This window comes from Thauera butanivorans NBRC 103042, from assembly GCF_001591165.1.
Classification (GTDB): domain Bacteria; phylum Pseudomonadota; class Gammaproteobacteria; order Burkholderiales; family Rhodocyclaceae; genus Thauera; species Thauera butanivorans.
On record NZ_BCUG01000014.1, the window covers coordinates 42003 to 58754 of the forward strand.

The 16752-nt window shown below is 68.9% G+C and carries 13 protein-coding genes; 6 read left to right on the top strand and 7 right to left on the bottom strand.

What is annotated here, in order from left to right:
• Window positions 1-3: 3 nt before the first annotated feature.
• Window positions 4-3504, bottom strand: coding sequence for a transglutaminase family protein (locus TBU01S_RS06455; RefSeq protein ID WP_068635813.1), 3501 nt, complete (start codon window positions 3502-3504; stop codon window positions 4-6).
• Between the two features lie 234 nt (window positions 3505-3738).
• Between TBU01S_RS06455 and TBU01S_RS06460 the strand changes: the two genes are divergently transcribed.
• The 3 genes from TBU01S_RS06460 to TBU01S_RS06470 all read left to right on the top strand — a co-directional run bounded on the left by TBU01S_RS06460 (window position 3739) and on the right by TBU01S_RS06470 (window position 5909).
• Complete coding sequence (locus tag TBU01S_RS06460) at window positions 3739-4842, top strand: VanZ family protein (RefSeq protein ID WP_068635814.1); 1104 nt, start codon at window positions 3739-3741, stop codon at window positions 4840-4842.
• An 84-nt stretch (window positions 4843-4926) separates the two neighbouring features.
• Window positions 4927-5247 carry a (2Fe-2S) ferredoxin domain-containing protein gene (locus tag TBU01S_RS06465; RefSeq protein ID WP_068635815.1) on the top strand — a complete coding sequence of 107 codons (321 nt, stop codon included), beginning with the start codon at window positions 4927-4929 and terminating at the stop codon, window positions 5245-5247.
• Window positions 5244-5909 carry an alpha/beta hydrolase gene (locus tag TBU01S_RS06470; protein ID WP_068635816.1) on the top strand — a complete coding sequence of 222 codons (666 nt, stop codon included), beginning with the start codon at window positions 5244-5246 and terminating at the stop codon, window positions 5907-5909. The genes TBU01S_RS06465 and TBU01S_RS06470 overlap by 4 nt, the downstream gene beginning before the upstream one ends.
• Window positions 5910-5949: 40 nt before the next feature.
• On the opposite strand, the gene TBU01S_RS06475 is transcribed toward TBU01S_RS06470, so the two are convergent.
• The gene (locus TBU01S_RS06475) at window positions 5950-7377 is read right to left on the bottom strand and encodes a sensor histidine kinase (RefSeq protein WP_068635817.1); all 1428 of its coding nucleotides are present in this window, start codon (window positions 7375-7377) and stop codon (window positions 5950-5952) included.
• The gene (locus TBU01S_RS06480) at window positions 7374-8051 is read right to left on the bottom strand and encodes a response regulator (RefSeq protein ID WP_068635818.1); all 678 of its coding nucleotides are present in this window, start codon (window positions 8049-8051) and stop codon (window positions 7374-7376) included. The genes TBU01S_RS06475 and TBU01S_RS06480 overlap by 4 nt, the downstream gene beginning before the upstream one ends.
• Window positions 8052-8132: 81 nt before the next feature.
• On the opposite strand from TBU01S_RS06480, the gene TBU01S_RS06485 reads away from it, so the two are divergent.
• Both TBU01S_RS06485 and TBU01S_RS06490 read left to right on the top strand, forming a co-directional pair.
• Window positions 8133-9206: an ABC transporter substrate-binding protein gene (locus tag TBU01S_RS06485; RefSeq protein ID WP_068635819.1), complete on the top strand. Its 1074-nt coding sequence runs from the start codon at window positions 8133-8135 to the stop codon at window positions 9204-9206.
• Window positions 9207-9252: 46 nt separating this feature from the next.
• Window positions 9253-10320 carry an AbrB family transcriptional regulator gene (locus TBU01S_RS06490; RefSeq protein ID WP_068635820.1) on the top strand — a complete coding sequence of 356 codons (1068 nt, stop codon included), beginning with the start codon at window positions 9253-9255 and terminating at the stop codon, window positions 10318-10320.
• Window positions 10321-10348: 28 nt separating this feature from the next.
• On the opposite strand, the gene TBU01S_RS06495 is transcribed toward TBU01S_RS06490, so the two are convergent.
• The 4 genes from TBU01S_RS06495 to TBU01S_RS06510 form a co-directional block, all read right to left on the bottom strand.
• On the bottom strand, window positions 10349-10783 hold the full coding sequence (locus tag TBU01S_RS06495) for an acyl-CoA thioesterase (protein WP_068635821.1): 435 nt from the start codon (window positions 10781-10783) through the stop codon (window positions 10349-10351).
• A 193-nt stretch (window positions 10784-10976) separates the two neighbouring features.
• Window positions 10977-13679: a CoA-binding protein gene (locus TBU01S_RS06500; protein ID WP_068635822.1), complete on the bottom strand. Its 2703-nt coding sequence runs from the start codon at window positions 13677-13679 to the stop codon at window positions 10977-10979.
• 42 nt (window positions 13680-13721) lie between these two features.
• Window positions 13722-15011, bottom strand: a complete 1290-nt coding sequence (locus tag TBU01S_RS06505; protein WP_068635823.1) for an ATP citrate lyase citrate-binding domain-containing protein — start codon at window positions 15009-15011, stop codon at window positions 13722-13724.
• A gap of 150 nt (window positions 15012-15161) precedes the next feature.
• Window positions 15162-16208, bottom strand: a complete 1047-nt coding sequence (locus tag TBU01S_RS06510) for a porin (RefSeq protein ID WP_068635863.1) — start codon at window positions 16206-16208, stop codon at window positions 15162-15164.
• A gap of 162 nt (window positions 16209-16370) precedes the next feature.
• On the opposite strand from TBU01S_RS06510, the gene cutA reads away from it, so the two are divergent.
• On the top strand, window positions 16371-16706 hold the full coding sequence (gene cutA, locus TBU01S_RS06515; RefSeq protein ID WP_068635824.1) for a divalent-cation tolerance protein CutA: 336 nt from the start codon (window positions 16371-16373) through the stop codon (window positions 16704-16706).
• Window positions 16707-16752 lie beyond the last annotated feature (46 nt).

Sequence of the window (16752 nt, forward strand, 5' to 3'; positions counted from 1 at the left end):
TCCTCAGGCCTGGCGGCGCAGGTCGAGTGTGAAAGGGAAGTCGGCGTTGCGCAGCGCCGACGCAGGCACGATGCGGCCAGGCGTGTGGCTGGTGGTGGTGAAACGCGCCAGGCGCCGGCCTTCGGCCTCGTAGGGATTGACCGGGTAGACCTCGTAGTTGCGCCCGCCCGGATGGGCGACGTGATACATGCAGCCGCCCATCGAACGCTGCATCCAGCCATCGACCAGGTCGAACGCCAGCGGCGCATGCACGCCGATGGTCGGATGCAGGCAGGACGGCGGCTGCCAGGCGCGGTAGCGCACGCCGGCGACGAACTCGCCGACGATGCCGGTGGGCTGCAGCGGTATCGCGCGGCCGTTGCAGGTGAGCACGTGGCGGTCGTCGTTGAGACCGCTGACCTTGACCTGCAGGCGCTCCACCGAGGAATCGACGTAGCGCACCGTACCGCCGGCCGAGCCTTCCTCGCCCATCACGTTCCAGGGTTCGAGCGCCATGCGCAATTCGACCTGCACGCCGCGCGCGGCGAACTCGCCGTATTTCGGGAAGCGGAACTCGAAATGCGGCGCGAACCAGCCGAACTCCATCGGGTAGCCAAACTCGCGCAACTCGTCGATGACGTCGCGGAAGTCCTCCGCCACCCAGTGCGGCAGCAGGAAGCGGTCGTGCAGCTCGGTGCCCCAGCGCCGCAGGCGGTCCGGCGCGTAGGGCTGCTGCCAGAAGCGGGCGATCAGCGCGCGCAGCAGCAGTTGCTGCGCCAGGCTCATGCGCGCATGCGGCGGCATCTCGAAGGCGCGCAGTTCCAGCAGGCCGAGGCGGCCGGAGGGGCCGTCCGGGCTGTAGAGCTTGTCGATGCAGAACTCGGCGCGGTGGGTGTTGCCGGTGGTATCGATCAGCAGGTTGCGCAGCAGGCGGTCGATCAGCCAGGGCGGCACCTGCACGCCGGGATCGGGGAACTGCTGGAAGGCGACTTCCAGCTCATGCACCGAGTCGTGGCGCGCCTCGTCGACGCGCGGCGCCTGCGAAGTGGGGCCGATGAACAGGCCGGAAAACAGGTAGGACAGGCTGGGGTGGTTGTGCCAGTAGCTGACCAGGCTGCGCAGCAGGTCGGGCCGGCGCAGGAAGGGCGAATCCCCCGGCGTGGCGCCGCCGAGCACGAAGTGGTTGCCGCCGCCGGTGCCGGTGTGGCGGCCGTCGAGCATGAACTTCTCGGTCGCCAGGCGCGACTGGTGGGCTTCCTCGTACAGCGTGGTGGTGCGCTCGACCAGTTCGTCCCAAGAGCCGGCCGGGTGGATGTTGACCTCGACCACGCCGGGGTCTGGGGTGATGCGGAAGTGCGACAGGCGCGGGTCGGACGGCGGCTCGTAGCCTTCGAGCACGACCGGCAAGGCGAATTCCTCGGCGGTGGCCTCGACCGCGGCGACGACTTCGAGATAATCCTCCAGCACCGTGGTGGGCGGCATGAAGATGTACAGCAGGCCGCCGCGCGGCTCGGCGCATATCGCGCTGCGGGTGATCCAGCCGGCGGACTCGAAGGGAGCGGGCCGGCGCGCCGGGTCGTAGCGCTCGTCGCGGCTGGCCAGCGTCGCGGTGTCGGCACCGGGCAGCGCCATCGACGCGCTCGCCGCCTCGCCGTCGACCTCATGCTGGCCGCCATGCTCGGCACGGCCGGGCGTCCAGGCACCGGAATGCGCCTCGAAGCCGAGGCCGCTGTCGGCACCGACCGCCACGCCCGCCGGACGCAGCTGATGGCGCAGTGCCGCGTGCGCCGGCAGCGCCGGGAAAGCCTGGTTGGGATCCGTCTGATGGACCCACGGATAGTCGCCCTCGCCGGCCCAGGGCTGGGAGTCCAGCGGCAGGCGGTAGCCGATCGGCGAATCGCCCGGGATCAGGTACAGGCGCTCGGCGCGCAGGAACCACGGCCCGCTCTGCCAGCACCGCGGGCCGGTGTGGCTGCGCACGATCGGCAGCACGTGGCCGATGACTTCCTTCAGGCCCTGGTCGAAGATCCTGGTCAGGCGGGCGCGCTCAAGCGGGTCGTCGACGCGCGAGTCGTGCGGATCGACGTTGGCCGGCAGCTTGCGCTCGCGCCACAGGTAGTACCAGGCGTCCTCGTAGGCCGGCATCATCCACTTGCCGGCGACGCCGAGGCGTTCGGCGACGCGGGCGAGAAAGTCGCGCGCGACCGCCTCGTCCGCCCGGGTGCCGGAGAGCTCGCGCGCGAACAGCTCCGGGTCGCGCCACAGCGGCTCGCCGTCCTTGCGCCAGTAGCAGTTCAGCGACCAGCGCGGCAGTTGCTCGCCCGGATACCATTTGCCCTGGCCGAAATGCAGCAGGCCCTGCGGCGCGTAGTGGTCCTTGAGGCGGAACATCAGGTTCTCGGCCAGCGTGCGCTTGCTGGGCCTGGAGACGTGGCTGGAATGAGGATCGCGCTCGAAGGGGTCGAGCGCATCGCCGTTCCAGGCCGCGCCGTCGCGGTCGTCGAGCGACACGAAGGTCGGCTCGCCACCCTGGGTCAGGCGCACGTCGTTGGCGTCCAGATCGCCATCGATGCGGTGGCCGAGCGTCTCGATCGCCGCCCACTGTTCCTCGGTGTAGGGCTTGGTGACGCGCGGCGCTTCCCACACCCGCTCGACCTTCATGTGGTGCTCGAACTCGCATTCGCACTCGTCGGTGAAGCCGGTGATCGGCGCCGCCGAGGACGGTTCGGGCGAGCAGGCGAGCGGAATGTGGCCTTCGCCGGCGAACAGGCCGGACGTCGGGTCCAGCCCGACCCAGCCGGCGCCGGGCAGGTAGACTTCGCACCAGGCGTGCAGGTCGGTGAAATCGACTTCGGTGCCGGACGGGCCGTCGAGCGATTTCACGTCGGGCGTGAGCTGGATCAGGTAGCCCGACACGAAGCGCGCTGCCAGCCCCAGATGGCGCAGCAACTGCACCAGCAGCCAGGCCGAGTCGCGGCAGGAGCCGCTCGCCAGCGTCAGGGTTTGTTGCGGCGTCTGCACGCCGGGCTCGAGCCGCACCAGATAGCGGATGTCCTGCTGCAGGCGCTGGTTGATCGCGACCAGGAAATCGACGCTGGGGAGTGGCTCCCGCGGAATCGACTCCAGATAGCCATGGAACTTCGGTCCCAGCACGTCGGCCGGTGCCTTGACCAGGTAGGGCTCGAGCTCGACGAGCTGCTCGTCCTCGTAGCTGAACGGAATCTTCTCGGCGTGGGGCTCGAGGAAGAAGTCGAAAGGGTTGATCACCGACATCTCGGCGACCAGATCGACCTCGACGCGGAACTCGGAGGTCTTTTCCGGGAAGACCAATCGCGCCAGGTAATTGGACTGCGGGTCCTGCTGCCAGTTGATGAAATGCTCCGCCGGCGCCACTTTCAGCGAGTAGGCGTGGATCGGCGTGCGGCAGTGGGGCGCCGGGCGCAGGCGAACGACCTGTGGCGACAGCGCCACCGGGCGGTCGTAGCGGTAATGGGTGATGTGGTTCAGCTTGACGTGGATGGACACGAGAGCCTCGCAGGACACGGTTGAGCGACAGCCTGCTTCACAGCAAGAACCATGCACATCCGCAAACCGTGGCCGCGCCCGCCCGATTCGCCGGCTGGCGGCGGCGGCCGCGCACCTGGAATGCACATCGCGCACCACGGCAGTGCATCGACCGCAGCCCTCGGGGAACTGGCAGAATCCCGGGGGTTCGGACATCGGGGCACCGCATGTGCAGGCTCCTCGTCCCTCTACGCCATGAACCGGAACACGTCCCCCGCCTCGCTGCCCCGCAACCTCGCCATCGCCTATGCGGCGCTGATGGCCTACGCCTGCCTGTATCCGCTGACGGGCTGGCGCGACAGCGGGCTGCCGCTGTTCGACTATCTGTGGGCGCCATGGCCGCGCTACTTCATCCTCGAAGACTTCCTGTTCAACATCCTCGGCTACCTGCCCTTCGGCTTCCTCGCCGCCGCCGCGCTGCCGGCGGGCAGATCGCCCTGGCGCGGCGTCGCACGGATCACCCTGCTGGCGGCGCTGCTGAGCCTGGGCCTGGAAACCCTGCAGAACCTGCTGCCCAGCCGCATCGCCAGCAACCTCGACGTCGGCGCCAACACCCTGGGCGGCCTGCTCGGCGCGATGCTGGGGATACGCTGGGGGCAGGACTGGTTCGGCCCCGGCGGCATCATCCATCGCTGGCGCACGGCCTGGATCATCGGCGGCCGCACCGGCGAAGCCGGCCTGGTCCTGCTCGGCCTGTGGCTGCTGAGCCAGCTCAGCGCCACCGACCTGCTGTTTTCCAGCGGCAATCTGCGCAGGCTGCTCGACATCACCGCGCCGCTGCCCTTCAGCCCCGAGCGCTTCATCGCCTTCGACACCGCGCTGACCGCAGCCTCGATCCTGGCCGTCGGCCTCTTCGCGCGCTGCATGATGCGCGCACGCAACCCGCTGCCCATCGTGCTGCTGCTGGCGCTGGGCATCGGTGCCAAGAGCCTGGCCACCGCCACCTTCTTCGAGCCCGGCGCACCGCTGGCCTGGCTGACGCCGGGCGCCGAGCGGGGACTGGCGATCGGCAGCGCGCTGCTGGCCGCCGCCTTGCTGCTGCCCCGCCTCGCCCAGCACGCACTGGCCGGCACCGCGCTGCTGGGCGCCACCGCCCTGGTCAACCTGATGCCCGACAACCCTTACCTGGCCCACAACCGGCAGCTCGCCCAGCTGAGCAACGTGCTGAACTTCCATGGCCTGACCGAATGGGTCGACAGCCTGTGGCCCTTCATGGCGCTGGCCTACCTGTCGGCGCTCGGCCTGTGGCGCGGCGAACATCTGACCGCAAAGGCAGGCGAACGGCGCCAGGGCCTATAATCGCCACTGCCTTTCCGCTTGGCCGGCCCGCTCCCGCGCCGGCCCGTCCCCGATCTGCGCCCCTTTGCGAAACCACCGGACACCATGAGCTATTTCAAGCACCACGTCTTCTTCTGCTGCAACCAGCGCGCCGGCGGCGAAACCTGTTGCAACGACCATCGCGCCAGCGAACTGCAGGCCTACGCCAAGGACCGCTGCACCTCGCTCGGCCTGCGCGGCAAGGGCAGCGTGCGGATCAACAAGGCCGGCTGCCTGGGCCGCTGCGACGACGGCCCGGTGCTGGTGGTCTACCCTGACAATGTCTGGTACACCTTCGTGGACGAGGAAGACATCGACGACATCATCGACAACCATCTGGTGCATGGCCGCATCGTCGAGCGCCTGCGCCTGCCGGAGGAAGCATGAGCCGCTCCCTGCCCACCGAGTCCGCGCTGCTGCGCGGCGCCGAAGGCCACATCGAAGTCCTGATCGACGCGCCGGAAACCGTGCGCGGCATCGCTCTGGTGTGCCACCCACACCCGCTGTTCGGCGGCGCCAACACCAACAAGGTGGCGCACACCCTGGCGCGCTGCTACCGCGACCTCGGCTTCGCCGCGATCCGGCCGAACTTCCGCGGCGTGGGCCAAAGCGAAGGCAAGCACGACGAAGGCATCGGCGAGACCGATGACATGCTGTCGGTGATCAGCTGGGCGCAGTCGCGCTGGGGCAGCCTGCCGCTGGCGCTGGGCGGCTTCTCCTTCGGCGGCTACGTGCAGGTGCGTGTCGCCAACCACCTCGCCGACGGCATCGCGCCGCCGCGGCAACTGATCCTGGTCGGCACCGCCGCCGGCGACACCACCGGCAGCGGCCGCCGCTACCAGACGCCGACGGTGCCGAAGAACATTCCGACGCTGCTGATCCACGGCGAGAACGACGAAACCGTGGCTCTGGCCAACGTACTCGAGTGGGCGCGGCCGCAGGAGCTGCCGGTGATCGTGGTGCCGGGCGCCGACCATTTCTTCCACGGCAAGCTGCACATCATCCGCGAGCTCATCGCCCGCAACGTAGCCCACGCCGACCACGGCTGAACGCACCCGCCGGCGGAATGCCCGGCCGGGCCACCGCCGCTCATCGCCTGGCGTCCGTGGACATCGCCGGCTTGCAGGCGAGTTCGACCTCGACGCACAGGCCACGCCCGCCGGGGCCGTCCTTCATGCTCACGCGGCCGCCGTGGGCATCGCAGATTTCGCGCACGATCGACAGCCCCAGGCCGCTGCCCTCGCTGTTGCCCTGGCCGAGGATGCGATAGAAGCGATGGAACACGTTCTCGCGCTCGGCCTCGGGAATGCCGGGCCCCTGGTCGCAGACGCTGATCATCGCCTGCCCGTCGAAGGCGGCCAGCGCCAGCGTGACCTGGCTCTCGGCCGGGCTGTAGCGGATCGCGTTGTCCAGCAGGTTGGCCACCATTTCGCGCAGCATCGGCCCGTTGCCCTCGATCGGAACGCTGCGGCCCAGCCCTTCGAAGGCGAGATCGATCCCCCTGGTCAGGGCCAGCGGCACCAGGTCCATCGCCACGTCCTTCACCAGCGCATCGAGATCGACGGTCGTGCGCTCGCCGATGAAACCGTCGTCGGACTCTGCGCGCGACATCGTCAGCATCTGGTTGACCAGCCGCCGGGCGCTGCGGATGCTCCTGTGCAGGCCGGCAAAGGTGTTCAGCATCTCTTCCGGGTCGGACAGCCGCAGGCCGTATTCGGTCTGGGTGCCGAGAACGGCGAGCGGGGTGCGGATCTGGTGCGCGGCATCGGCAAGGAAGCGGCGGCGGGCGACGAGCATGGCCGACAGCCGTTCCATGTGGTGGTTGATGGCGTCGATCAGCGGCGCGACTTCGCTCGGCACCTTGTCCGCCACCACCGGCATCAGATCCTCGGCATCGCGCCGGCGCATGGTATCGCGCAGTTCGAGCAGCGGACGGAAGGCCGAATCCAGCGCCAGCACCATGACGATACCGCCCACCAGGATCAGCGCGAGCTGGAAACGCATGCTGTCCAGGAACAGGTCGCGGGCGAGTGCATTGCGGGTGTCGGTGGTTTCCGCGAACAGGATCGTCACCCGGTCATCGACCGGCACCGCGGGGTCGTAGAGCCGCTTGCGCATCGCCGCCAGGCGCACCGCATAGCCGCGATAGGCGGCATCGGAAATACGGACTTCGCCGATGTCCGGCAACTCCTGCGGCGGCAGCAGGTCGCCGTAGCCGGTCAGCACCGTGCCGGCAGCGTCGATCACCGCGTGGTAGATGCGCTCCTGCGCGGCATCCTCGAACGCGGCATAGGGAATGTCGAGCTGTATTTCGCCGTCGAGCGAATGCACGCGCTCGGCCACGGCGCGGATCGAAGCAGTGAGTGCGCTGTCGTAAGCGCGGTTGACGCCTTCGAGCGCACTGCGGTAGGACAGCAGCGCATTGATGCCCAGCAGCACGGCCAGCGGCGGCAGCAGCCACAGCGCGATGCGCCGGCGCAGACTGCCACGGGCCGGATGCTCGGCGTGCGACCTCAATCCTTGCCCGCCTCGGTCAGCAGGTAGCCGAGTCCGCGCAAGGTGCTGATGGCGACGCCCGAGCCTTCGAGCTTCTTGCGCAGGCGGGAGATGTAGATCTCGATGGCCTCGACGCGGGCATCGGCATCGAAGTCGAACACCTTCTCGAACAGGGCCTCGCGCGCCACCGGGCGGCCGCTGCGCGACAGCAGGACCTCCAGTACCGCCAGTTCGCGCGGCGTCAGCGCCAGCGTCCTGCCGTCGACCCATGCCAGCCGGGCCGTGGTGTCGAACTTCAGCCGGCCGATGCGCACCATCGGCACGAGGTTGCCGCTGCGACGCAGCAGCGCCTTGATGCGGGCTTCCAGCTCGGCGAAATCGAAGGGCTTGGCCAGGTAGTCGTCGGCACCGAGGTTGAGGCCGCACACGCGGTCCTCGGTGGCGCCACGCGCCGTCAGCACCAGCACGGGGGTGGGTGGGCCCTGCTGGCGCTCGCGCAGGCGGCGCAGCACGTCCAGCCCATCCATGCCGGGCAGCGACAGATCGAGAATCACCAGATCATAGGACTGCGTGCGCAGCGCAAGGTCGGCGTGGTCGCCGCGTTCGAGCACGTCGACCACGTAGCCGGCCTGGCACAGGGTCCTGCGGACCCATTCGGCCAGTTCGGTATGGTCTTCGACGAGCAGCAGGCGCATGGGATTGAAAGTGAGCAGAAAGCCGGACGTGGGAATATTGACTCAAAACGGCAACAGGGCCAATCGACCCGGCGCACAAAAATGGACAAACCCCGGATACGCTGGACGCTTGCGATCCTGCTCGGCCTGGCGTGCGGCAGCACGCCTGCGCAGGAGCCGCTTTCGCGGGCTCAGCGCGAGGGCAAGGTCGTCATCTACGCCAATACCGACCAGAGCATCGTCCAGCCGCTGATCGACGATTTCGAGGCCAGCCATCCGGGCATCCGGGTCGAATACCACGACATGAACTCGACCGAGCTGTATCAGCGCATCGTCGCCGAGACGGCCGCCGGCACGCCGCATGCCGATGTCGCCTGGAGTTCGGCGATGGACCTGCAACTGAAGCTGGTCAACGACGGCTACGCCCAGCCCTACCGTTCGGCGCAGACCGCGGCGCTGCCGGCCTGGGCCTCGTGGAAGAGCGAGGCCTTCGGCACCACCTACGAACCGGCTGTCATCGTCTACGACCGGCGCGCGCTCTCTGCCGATGAAGCGCCCGACACCCACAGCGCCCTGATCCGGCTGCTCGACGACCAGCCCGAACGCTTCCGCCACCGCATCGCCAGCTACGACCCGGAACGCTCCGGCCTCGGGCTGCTGCTGCATACGCAGGACGCGCAGGCGAATCCGACCGCCTTCTGGAGGCTGGCGGAGCAGATGGGCGCGCTGGGCCTGGAGCGCCACGTGTCGACCGAGGACATGCTCGACCGCATTGCCGCCGGCAAGGTGAGGATCGCCTACAACGTGCTCGGTTCCTATGCCAGCAAGCGCGCCCAGCAGGATTCCGCGCTGGGCGTGATCTGGCCGCGCGACTACACGCTGGTGCTGTCGCGCGTCGCCTTCATCATGCGCGACGCGCGCAATCCGCCGGCGGCCCGCCTGTGGCTGGACCACACGCTGTCCGTGCACGGCCAGGCCTTGCTGGTGAAGAACCTCGGGCTGTTCTCGATCCGTACCGACAACGACGCCGACACCGCGACGGCAATGCTGCGGGCAAGGCTGAGCCATGCCTTCCGGCCGATCGCGATCGGCCCCGGCCTGCTCGCCTATCAGGATCAGGCCAAGCAGCGGGCCTTCCTGCGCCAGTGGGCCGAAGCGACGCGCTCCCCGCTCTGAACACGCCACGACCGATCGCCACAGGCACATCCCCCCTCTCCTTTCCATGCCCCTGCCACTCCACCCGCTCGCTTCGACCTTCTCCGGCTGGCGCCGCATCGTCCCCACCCTCGTCATCGCCACCCTTGCCGGCTGGCTCGCCCAGACCGCGACGCTGCCGCTGCCGTGGATGATCGGCCCGCTGTTCGCCATCGCCGGCTTGCGCATGGGCGACCTGCCGCTACGCCCGTTGCCGGGCGGGCGCCAGGCCGGACAATGGGCCATCGGCACCGCGCTCGGCCTCTATTTCAGCCCCGCGGTCCTCGCCGAACTCACCGAGCATGCGGTGCTGGTGACGACGGTGGCGTTCGCCGCGCTCGCAGTCGGGTTCGCCTGCGCGATGTTCACGCGGCGCTTTGCCGGCGTCGACACGCCGACCGCCTTCTTCGCCTCGCTGCCCGGCGGCGCCTCGGAAATGGCGACGCTGGCCGACCGCTTCGGCGGCGCAGTCGACCGCATCGCGGCCGCGCACGCGCTGCGCGTGATGATGGTGGTATCGGTGGTACCGATTGCGCTGAGCTTCTCCGGCGTCCACGGCACCGACCTGTATACCCCGCTGATACGCGAGGTGGACATGGCACGCCTGCCGCTGTTGGTCGCCGCCGGCCTGGCCGGGGTGGCGCTGTTCCGCGTGCTGCGCATCGCCAACGGCTGGGTGCTCGGCTCGCTGCTCGGTGTCGCGCTCGCCACCAGTTCCGGCATCGAGTTGTCGGCCCTGCCGGCCTGGATGGTCAATGGCGGCCAGTTGCTGATCGGCTGTTCCCTCGGCTGCCGCTTCTCGCGCGAGTTCTTCCGCGCCGCGCCGCGCTTCATGGCGGTGGCCGCGCTGTCGGCAGTGCTGTCGATCGTGCTCTGCCTTGCGCTCGCCGCGCTGTTCGCTGCGGCCACGGAAGTTCCGCTGGCGACGCTCGCGCTCGCCGCCGCGCCGGGCGGCGTGGCCGAGATGTGCATCACCGCCAAGGTGCTGCAGCTCGGCGTGCCGCTGATCACCGTCTGCCACGTGCTGCGCGTCGTCGTGCTGACGCTGGGGGCGCAATGGACCTTCGGCCTGTTCCGCCGCCTGATCGCGGCCTGAGCATCGCCCGGGCCGCCACGGCGCGGGCCTAGCCGCGTTCGCCCGGCGCCGGGCCGCCGGCCGCGGGTGAAATCAGGCGCGGCCGCCCGCCCTGGTCGAGGGCAACGAAAACGAAGCTCGCGTCGGTGACCTTGACCTGCTCCTCGCCGTCGCGCGAACGCCGCCAGGCTTCGACCTCGATCGTCATCGAGCTGCGGCCGACGCGCACGATCTCGGCGTGCAGGCTGACCTCGTCGCCGATGAATACCGGACGCAGGAAAGTGATGCGGTCCACCGACACGGTGGCACAGCGGCTGCGCGCGCGGCGCGCGGCGACGTTGCCGGCGGCAAGGTCCATCTGCGCCATCAGCCAGCCGCCGAAGATGTCGCCGGCGGGATTGGCGTCGGCGGGCATGGCGATGGTCCGGATCGCGGGCTCGCCGCGGGGCCTGGAAAGCTCGGGGTTGGGGGAAACGTCGTTCATGTCGGCAATGGAAGGTCAGGGCGTGTAGCGCTGCCTGGGCAGGAAGGGCAGGTCATGGTGAAACACATGGGCGTGAATGTCGACCGCCGCCATGCGGCACGCCATGAATCGCAGGGACGCGGGGACTGCGCCGGGTTTCGGCAACAGCACCGTTCTCCCTGCCGGCTTCATGGCGTGCCTCCCGGCGGCGGGGTCAACTGACGAAGCGGCACTTCGACGCGGGCGTGCGCGTATCCATGTTGCGCCCGCGGTTCAAGTGGTCGTCGATCTCGGCGGCGCAGCCGAGCATGCGCGCATACAGGAACAGGGTGAACGCAGCCGATTCGAGCGCGGCTTCGCCGACTTCGCCGGCGCGCCACGGTTGCCAGGTCAGGCGCAGCAGCAGCGCGGCGATCACCGCGTCGATATTGACGCAGTACACCGTGCGCGACACCCCGGCCTCGTGCAGTGCGTGCACCAGCGCATGATAGAAGTCGTGGAAGACGTTGGCCTCGCCGCGCGCGGCCATCAACTCGCGGATGAAGACTTCGCGCGGGTCGAGGTTGACCGGCCGGTCCTTGAACACCGGGTGATTGACGCCGGGGATCTTGCGCAGTTCGGCGCTGCCCGCAGCGCGGCGCTCGGCCTTGTAGTTCGCGTAGTCTTCGGCGCAGCGCCGCGCCAGCGCCGCGACGTCGATGCCCTGCGCCTCTGCCGGGTCGTCGAGGCCGGTGTCGCGGAACTGCTCGATCAGGAACTGCACGCCCTCGAAGCCATTGCCGCCATGGGCGTAGCCGGTGTGGCTCAGAAAACCAACGAGCGCCTTGTTGAGCTGCACGCGCTGCGGCATTTCCGGCCCGTCGGCCGACACCGCGCCCTTGGCGCCCTGGGCGGAGATCGTGCCGGGGCCGTTGGTGAGCATGATGCCGATCAGGGTCTGGAGGGCGAACAGGTCGGCCTCCGCCGGCGCGCGCCCGAGCAGCGCGCGGCAGGCGAGTTCGGTCAGCGAGGTTTCGCCGAGCAGTTCGGCTTCGCCGACGCCGCAGAAGCTGCCCGGCTCGTGCGCAGCCGCCGGCGCCGAGGCGCCGATCATGGTGCCGATCAGTTGCATCCACCACGGCAGGCACTCGACGGTCAGGCGCGACACGCGCTTGCGCATCAGCGGTCCCCAGCCGAGCGTCGTCGTGATCGCGGCGAGTACCGCATCGGCGCTGACCGGCCCGTCTAGCTCCCGCAGGAAGCGCACGAACACCGACCGCGCGCCGCGCGCGGCCAGCCCGGCGAGCATCGCCTCGGCGCGCGGGTCGGCGGACGGCGCACGCAACAGTGCGGTGAATTCGGCGTCATTGGCGAGCGCGCTGCAGTCGAAGCCGGCGTCGAGCGCGTCGCGCAGGCCCGCGGCGGCGAAGCGCTCGACGAAGGCGGCGGCGATGTTGCGGGCCGCTTCGGCGCGGCGCGGACCGGCGATCGTGAGCGCAGCGGCGAGCACCGCGTTGGGCGCGCTGCCAGCGGCACGCGCCGCCTCGGCAGCGGCGAGCACGGGATCGCCGTGCAAGTTCAGGCAAGCACCGACGGCAACGGCGACGAGCTTGCGGTCGTTGTCGCCGCCGGGCTCGTGCAGCAGCGCGAGGGCGACGTTCGCTTCCAGCGGCAGGCCTGCGGCATCGAGCACGCGCATGCCGTGCAGGCTGGCGACCTGGGTCGCCGGGTCGAGCTGCGAAGCAGCGGAAGTGTCCTTCATCGGCGCGCGCGGGAACACCGCGCCCACCTGCTTGGCGAGCGCGGCGATCTGGCTGCCGTAGGGCGCCATCGCCTCGACCACCGGCACGTCGAGCTGCGGCGGCAGGCTGAGGCCCATGTCGGAGCCAAACCAGGGCTTCAGCTCCATCGTGCCTTCCGGCTCGAAATCCGGCAGCGTGGCGTTGGCGCGCATCACCGCGGTGAGCGCGGCGGGGATGTGGGCGATGTTGGTGACCACCGCGCCCTTGGCCGAGAACACCGGCTGCTCGGGCGTGTAGATGCCGTCGACGCCGAACTTGTCCATGAACCAGCGCTCTTTCGCCGCGGCATCGTCCTCGCCGCCGGCCATCGCCCCGGCATGGCCGACGGCGCGCGTGAGCTTGCTCTTCCAGCGGCCGACGACGCAGGCCACCACCGGCTTCGTGAACATGGCATCGCGCTCGTAATAGCCGCCGGGTTCGCAATACAGCACGGCGGCCTTGCTGCGCGCATCGTTGGCGAGTGCGAAGGCGAACTCGGGCGCGGCATAGTGGATGTAGACATCCTTGCCGCTGGAGACCAGCGTCGTCGTGCCCCAGCCGGCCATGCGCAGGTACTGGGCAATGGTGGTGGTGAAGCCGCCCGAGTTCGACAGCACCGCGATCGAGCCGCGGCGCAGCGTGTCCGACGGATTGTCGCCGCCGAGCGCGCCGCCGATGCGCACCTGGTTCCAGGCGTCGGCCACGCCGAGGCAGTTGGCGCCGAAGATGTCGATGCCGTGCTGCTGGCCCATGGCGCGGATCTCGCGCGCATCGTGCACCGCGATCTTCTCGGTGATGATGAAGATCTTCTTCAGTTCGGGATTGACCCGGATCAGCTCGGCGACGCCGTCGCGCGCGGCCGCGGGCGGCAGATACACCACGCCGCAGTTGAAGCGATGGCCGTCGTCGAGGCCTTCGCGCACGCTGTTGTAGACCGGGATGTTGCCGATCGGCGTCTCCAGCACCTGGCCGCGCCGCCCGGGGGACGTGCCGAACACGACGTTGCCGCCCGACCACGCGTGGCCGACCGGCGTCACTTCGCTCGATTCGCCGCCGAGAATGTTGAGCACGCAGACGCGGTCGTGCTGCGTTGCGATCTGTGCCAGCGAGTTGACGCCGACGTAATACTTGAAATCACCTGCACCTTGCCGATACATGGCTGTCTCCTGTTTTCTTGTCCGTGCCGCGAATTGCCGCGCTCAGGCGGCCGTCGCCGCGGGGGCGATGCGCAGCCGCTGGGCGACGGCGTCGCGCCCGCCCGCCTTCATCCATTCGTTGGCCTCGCGCGCGTAGTCAACGACTTCGCTCATCGCCGAATCGAAGCCGAACAGCCGATAGGGCAGGCCGAGCGCTTCGCAGGTGTCGCGCAGCACGCCCAGGCCGCGCACGAGGTTGGGGCCGCCGCGCCCGGCAACGACGTAGAGCGGCGTCGGCCCGTGGCTGGCGAAGTGCTCGCGCAGCGCGTCGGACATCGCCCGGAAGGTCTCGAAGATGTCGGTGTTGTTGGATTTGCCGCCGATGATGAAGAGCACGTTGGACTGGCGCAGCCAGTGCTTGAAGCAGATCGAGGCCACCGTCTTCATCTTCTCGTAGGGCGGGTTGCCGCCGAAGTCCGAGGAGATGATGGCGTCGTCGCCGAGCATCTCGGTGACGAGCGAGTTGGCACCGCCGCCGAAGGTGGGCGCCAGGATGGTGCCGCCCTCGTTGATGACGTACACGTCGCTCTGGCCCTGGTGGGTGCGCAACTGGTTGATCTCCTGCTCGAAGTCCGAGTAGTCGGTGGCGAACAGATGGAGCGGCAGGTTCAGGCGGTGCCAGCGCGGGTCGTCGCGGTCGAAGCCGCATTTGAAGTCGCAGGCCACCGGCGTGAGCCGGCCGCGGCGGTCGGGGCGCATGCGGATCGGGTTGAGTTCGAGCGTCGTCATGCCGAAGTCGTGGAACAGTTCCCACAGGCGCGGCAGGTGCTGCACCAGCGGCGAGATGACCTGCTTGGGCGCACCGATGTCGGCGAGCGCGTTGGCGACGACGAAAGCCTTCAGGCCGGTGAGCGGATCGAAGGGGACGCGCGCGACCAGCGACTTGTCCAGTTCCTCGATGTCCATGCCGCCCATGTGGGTCAGCGTCATCGTCGGCGCGCGGAACTCGGTCGAATCGGTGATCGAGAAGTAGATCTCGTGCTCGGCCGGCACCGCGGCCTCGAAAGTGACGCCGTTGGACTTCGACACCTGGTTGCCGTGGCGATGCTCGACGAAATACAGGCGTTCCTTCTCGGCGAGCGCGGTCTTCAGATCCTTGGCACGGCCGATCAGGCCGGCCTTGCCCTTCTTGCCGACCCCGCCCTTGAACACGGGTTTCACGAACACTGCGCCGTGACGCTCGATGAGGTCGCGGATCTCTTCCTCGCTGGCATCGGAGCCCAGTATCTCCGGGGTGGGAAAGTCGGCGAAGCGCAGCAGGTGCGCGCCATACTTCATGCCGTTCACATTCATGGTGGCTGTCTCCTCTGTATGTGTTGTCTGCCAAAACTAGAACGAATGGCTTTCGGAACGCTTTCGCCTCGCCGAGCCCCTGCAATGGCGCGGCTGGATTGCCGCACCATGGCGGGGCTCGGGATCGGCGTGCTTGCCGCGGCTGCGGCGCTAGAAGCGGTGGCGCACGCCCGCCAGCAGCACGCGGTGCGAATCGCCCGCTTCCGGCCTGAGGTTGCCGATCGCGTAGCTGGCACCGCTTTCGTTGCTGAGGCGCGAGTAGCCGGCATACAGCGTCGTGCGCCTGGACAGGTCGTGCATGTAGTAGGCGGACCAGCCGTGCGCATCCTGCCCCACGGCGCCGTCCGATTCGTCGCGGTCGGCGTAGCTCAGCGCCACCGTGCCGCTGGCACCGGCCTTGATCTCGGCACCCACGTCGAAGGTGCGCGCCTTGCCCGAACCGACCGTGCCGCGCTCGCGATCCTGGGTCCAGGCAAAATAGGCCTTGACCGGCCCGAAGTCGTACGCCAGCCCGAAGCCGTTGGTTCGCACCTTGCCGCCGGTGGCGTCCTGCTGCACCGTCTGCGTGACCAGCGAGCCGGAGAACGGGCCGTTGGCGTAGAGCAGGGCGATGCCGTGGCCGTCGCCCTGCTTGCGCGCGCTGGAGTCCGAGCCTTCCTCCCTGCCGAACCAGTAGCCGGCATCGAGTTCGAAGCCGGCGAACTTGGGCGAGCGGTACTTGACCATGTTGTCGAAGCGCACTTCGTAGGCCGGTTTCACCGCACCTGCCTTGCGCGACAGCAGGCCGACGCTGCGGTCGGCGCTGCCGGTGGCATCGAAGGGATCGATCGCGACGAAGGCGGGCGAATACTGGCGGCCGAGCGTGAGCCGCCCCAGGCCGCCTTCGAGGCCGACGAAAGCCTGGCGGCCGAAATGCCGCCCTCCCTGCTCGCGCTCGCCGTTCGAGATGTCGAAGCCGCTTTCCAGCACGAACAGGGCCTTCATGCCGTTGCCCAGGTTCTCGGTGCCGCGAAAGCCGATGCGCGTGCCGTTGAGCTCGCCATGATCCACCCCCTTGTGGCGGAGATCGCCGGAGCGCTCATAGCCGAGGTTGACGTCGAGCAGGCCATAGATAGTGACGTTGGACTGGGCGGCACACGGGAAGGCGGCGGCCGAGGCGAGTGTGGCGAGTGTGGCCATCCGGATGAAGCGGTTCATGAATGTCTCCGTGATCTTGTCGAGTTGTTCGCGCCACGCGGGAATGGCACGCGGCGCATATTGCAATGCCATCCCTTTCAATCGGCTTTCGCTTGATCCCCGACAGCCCGAACAGCCACCGGCTCTGGGACAATCGCCTACTGCGACACGGAGCACCCCACCATGGCCGAAACCCCCGACACCCTCCTCGTCCTCACCAACCTGCCCGATGGCGACAGCGCCCGTGCGCTCGCCGCGGCGCTGGTCGAGCAGCGCCTGGCCGCCTGCGTGAATATCCTGGCGCCCTGCACCTCGGTGTATCGCTGGCAGAGCGAACTCGAGACGGCAGCCGAAGTGCCGCTGCTGATCAAGACCACGCGCACACGCTATGCCGCGCTGGAAGCGGCCATCCGCGCCCACCATCCCTACGAACTTCCCGAGATCGTGGCGGTCCCTGTGGTGCTGGGCCTGCCGGGCTACCTCGACTGGGTCGCAGCCGAAACCGTCCCCGGCACCTGAAATCCGTTCCGCCGCCACTCCGCCAGTTGCTTTCCCGGTCACCTTC

Bases quoted from the DNA above. Each gene is read 5' to 3' on its own strand.
- TBU01S_RS06500 (WP_068635822.1), bottom strand. From the start codon at position 13,679: ATGTATCGGCAAGGTGCAGGTGATTTCAAGTATTACGTCGGCGTCAAC.
- TBU01S_RS06470 (WP_068635816.1), top strand. From the start codon at position 5,244: ATGAGCCGCTCCCTGCCCACCGAGTCCGCGCTGCTGCGCGGCGCCGAA.
- TBU01S_RS06510 (WP_068635863.1), bottom strand. From the start codon at position 16,208: ATGAACCGCTTCATCCGGATGGCCACACTCGCCACACTCGCCTCGGCC.
- TBU01S_RS06495 (WP_068635821.1), bottom strand. From the start codon at position 10,783: ATGAACGACGTTTCCCCCAACCCCGAGCTTTCCAGGCCCCGCGGCGAG.
- TBU01S_RS06505 (WP_068635823.1), bottom strand. From the start codon at position 15,011: ATGAATGTGAACGGCATGAAGTATGGCGCGCACCTGCTGCGCTTCGCC.
- TBU01S_RS06485 (WP_068635819.1), top strand. From the start codon at position 8,133: ATGGACAAACCCCGGATACGCTGGACGCTTGCGATCCTGCTCGGCCTG.
- TBU01S_RS06465 (WP_068635815.1), top strand. From the start codon at position 4,927: ATGAGCTATTTCAAGCACCACGTCTTCTTCTGCTGCAACCAGCGCGCC.
- TBU01S_RS06480 (WP_068635818.1), bottom strand. From the start codon at position 8,051: ATGCGCCTGCTGCTCGTCGAAGACCATACCGAACTGGCCGAATGGGTC.
- TBU01S_RS06490 (WP_068635820.1), top strand. From the start codon at position 9,253: ATGCCCCTGCCACTCCACCCGCTCGCTTCGACCTTCTCCGGCTGGCGC.
- TBU01S_RS06460 (WP_068635814.1), top strand. From the start codon at position 3,739: ATGAACCGGAACACGTCCCCCGCCTCGCTGCCCCGCAACCTCGCCATC.
- cutA (WP_068635824.1), top strand. From the start codon at position 16,371: ATGGCCGAAACCCCCGACACCCTCCTCGTCCTCACCAACCTGCCCGAT.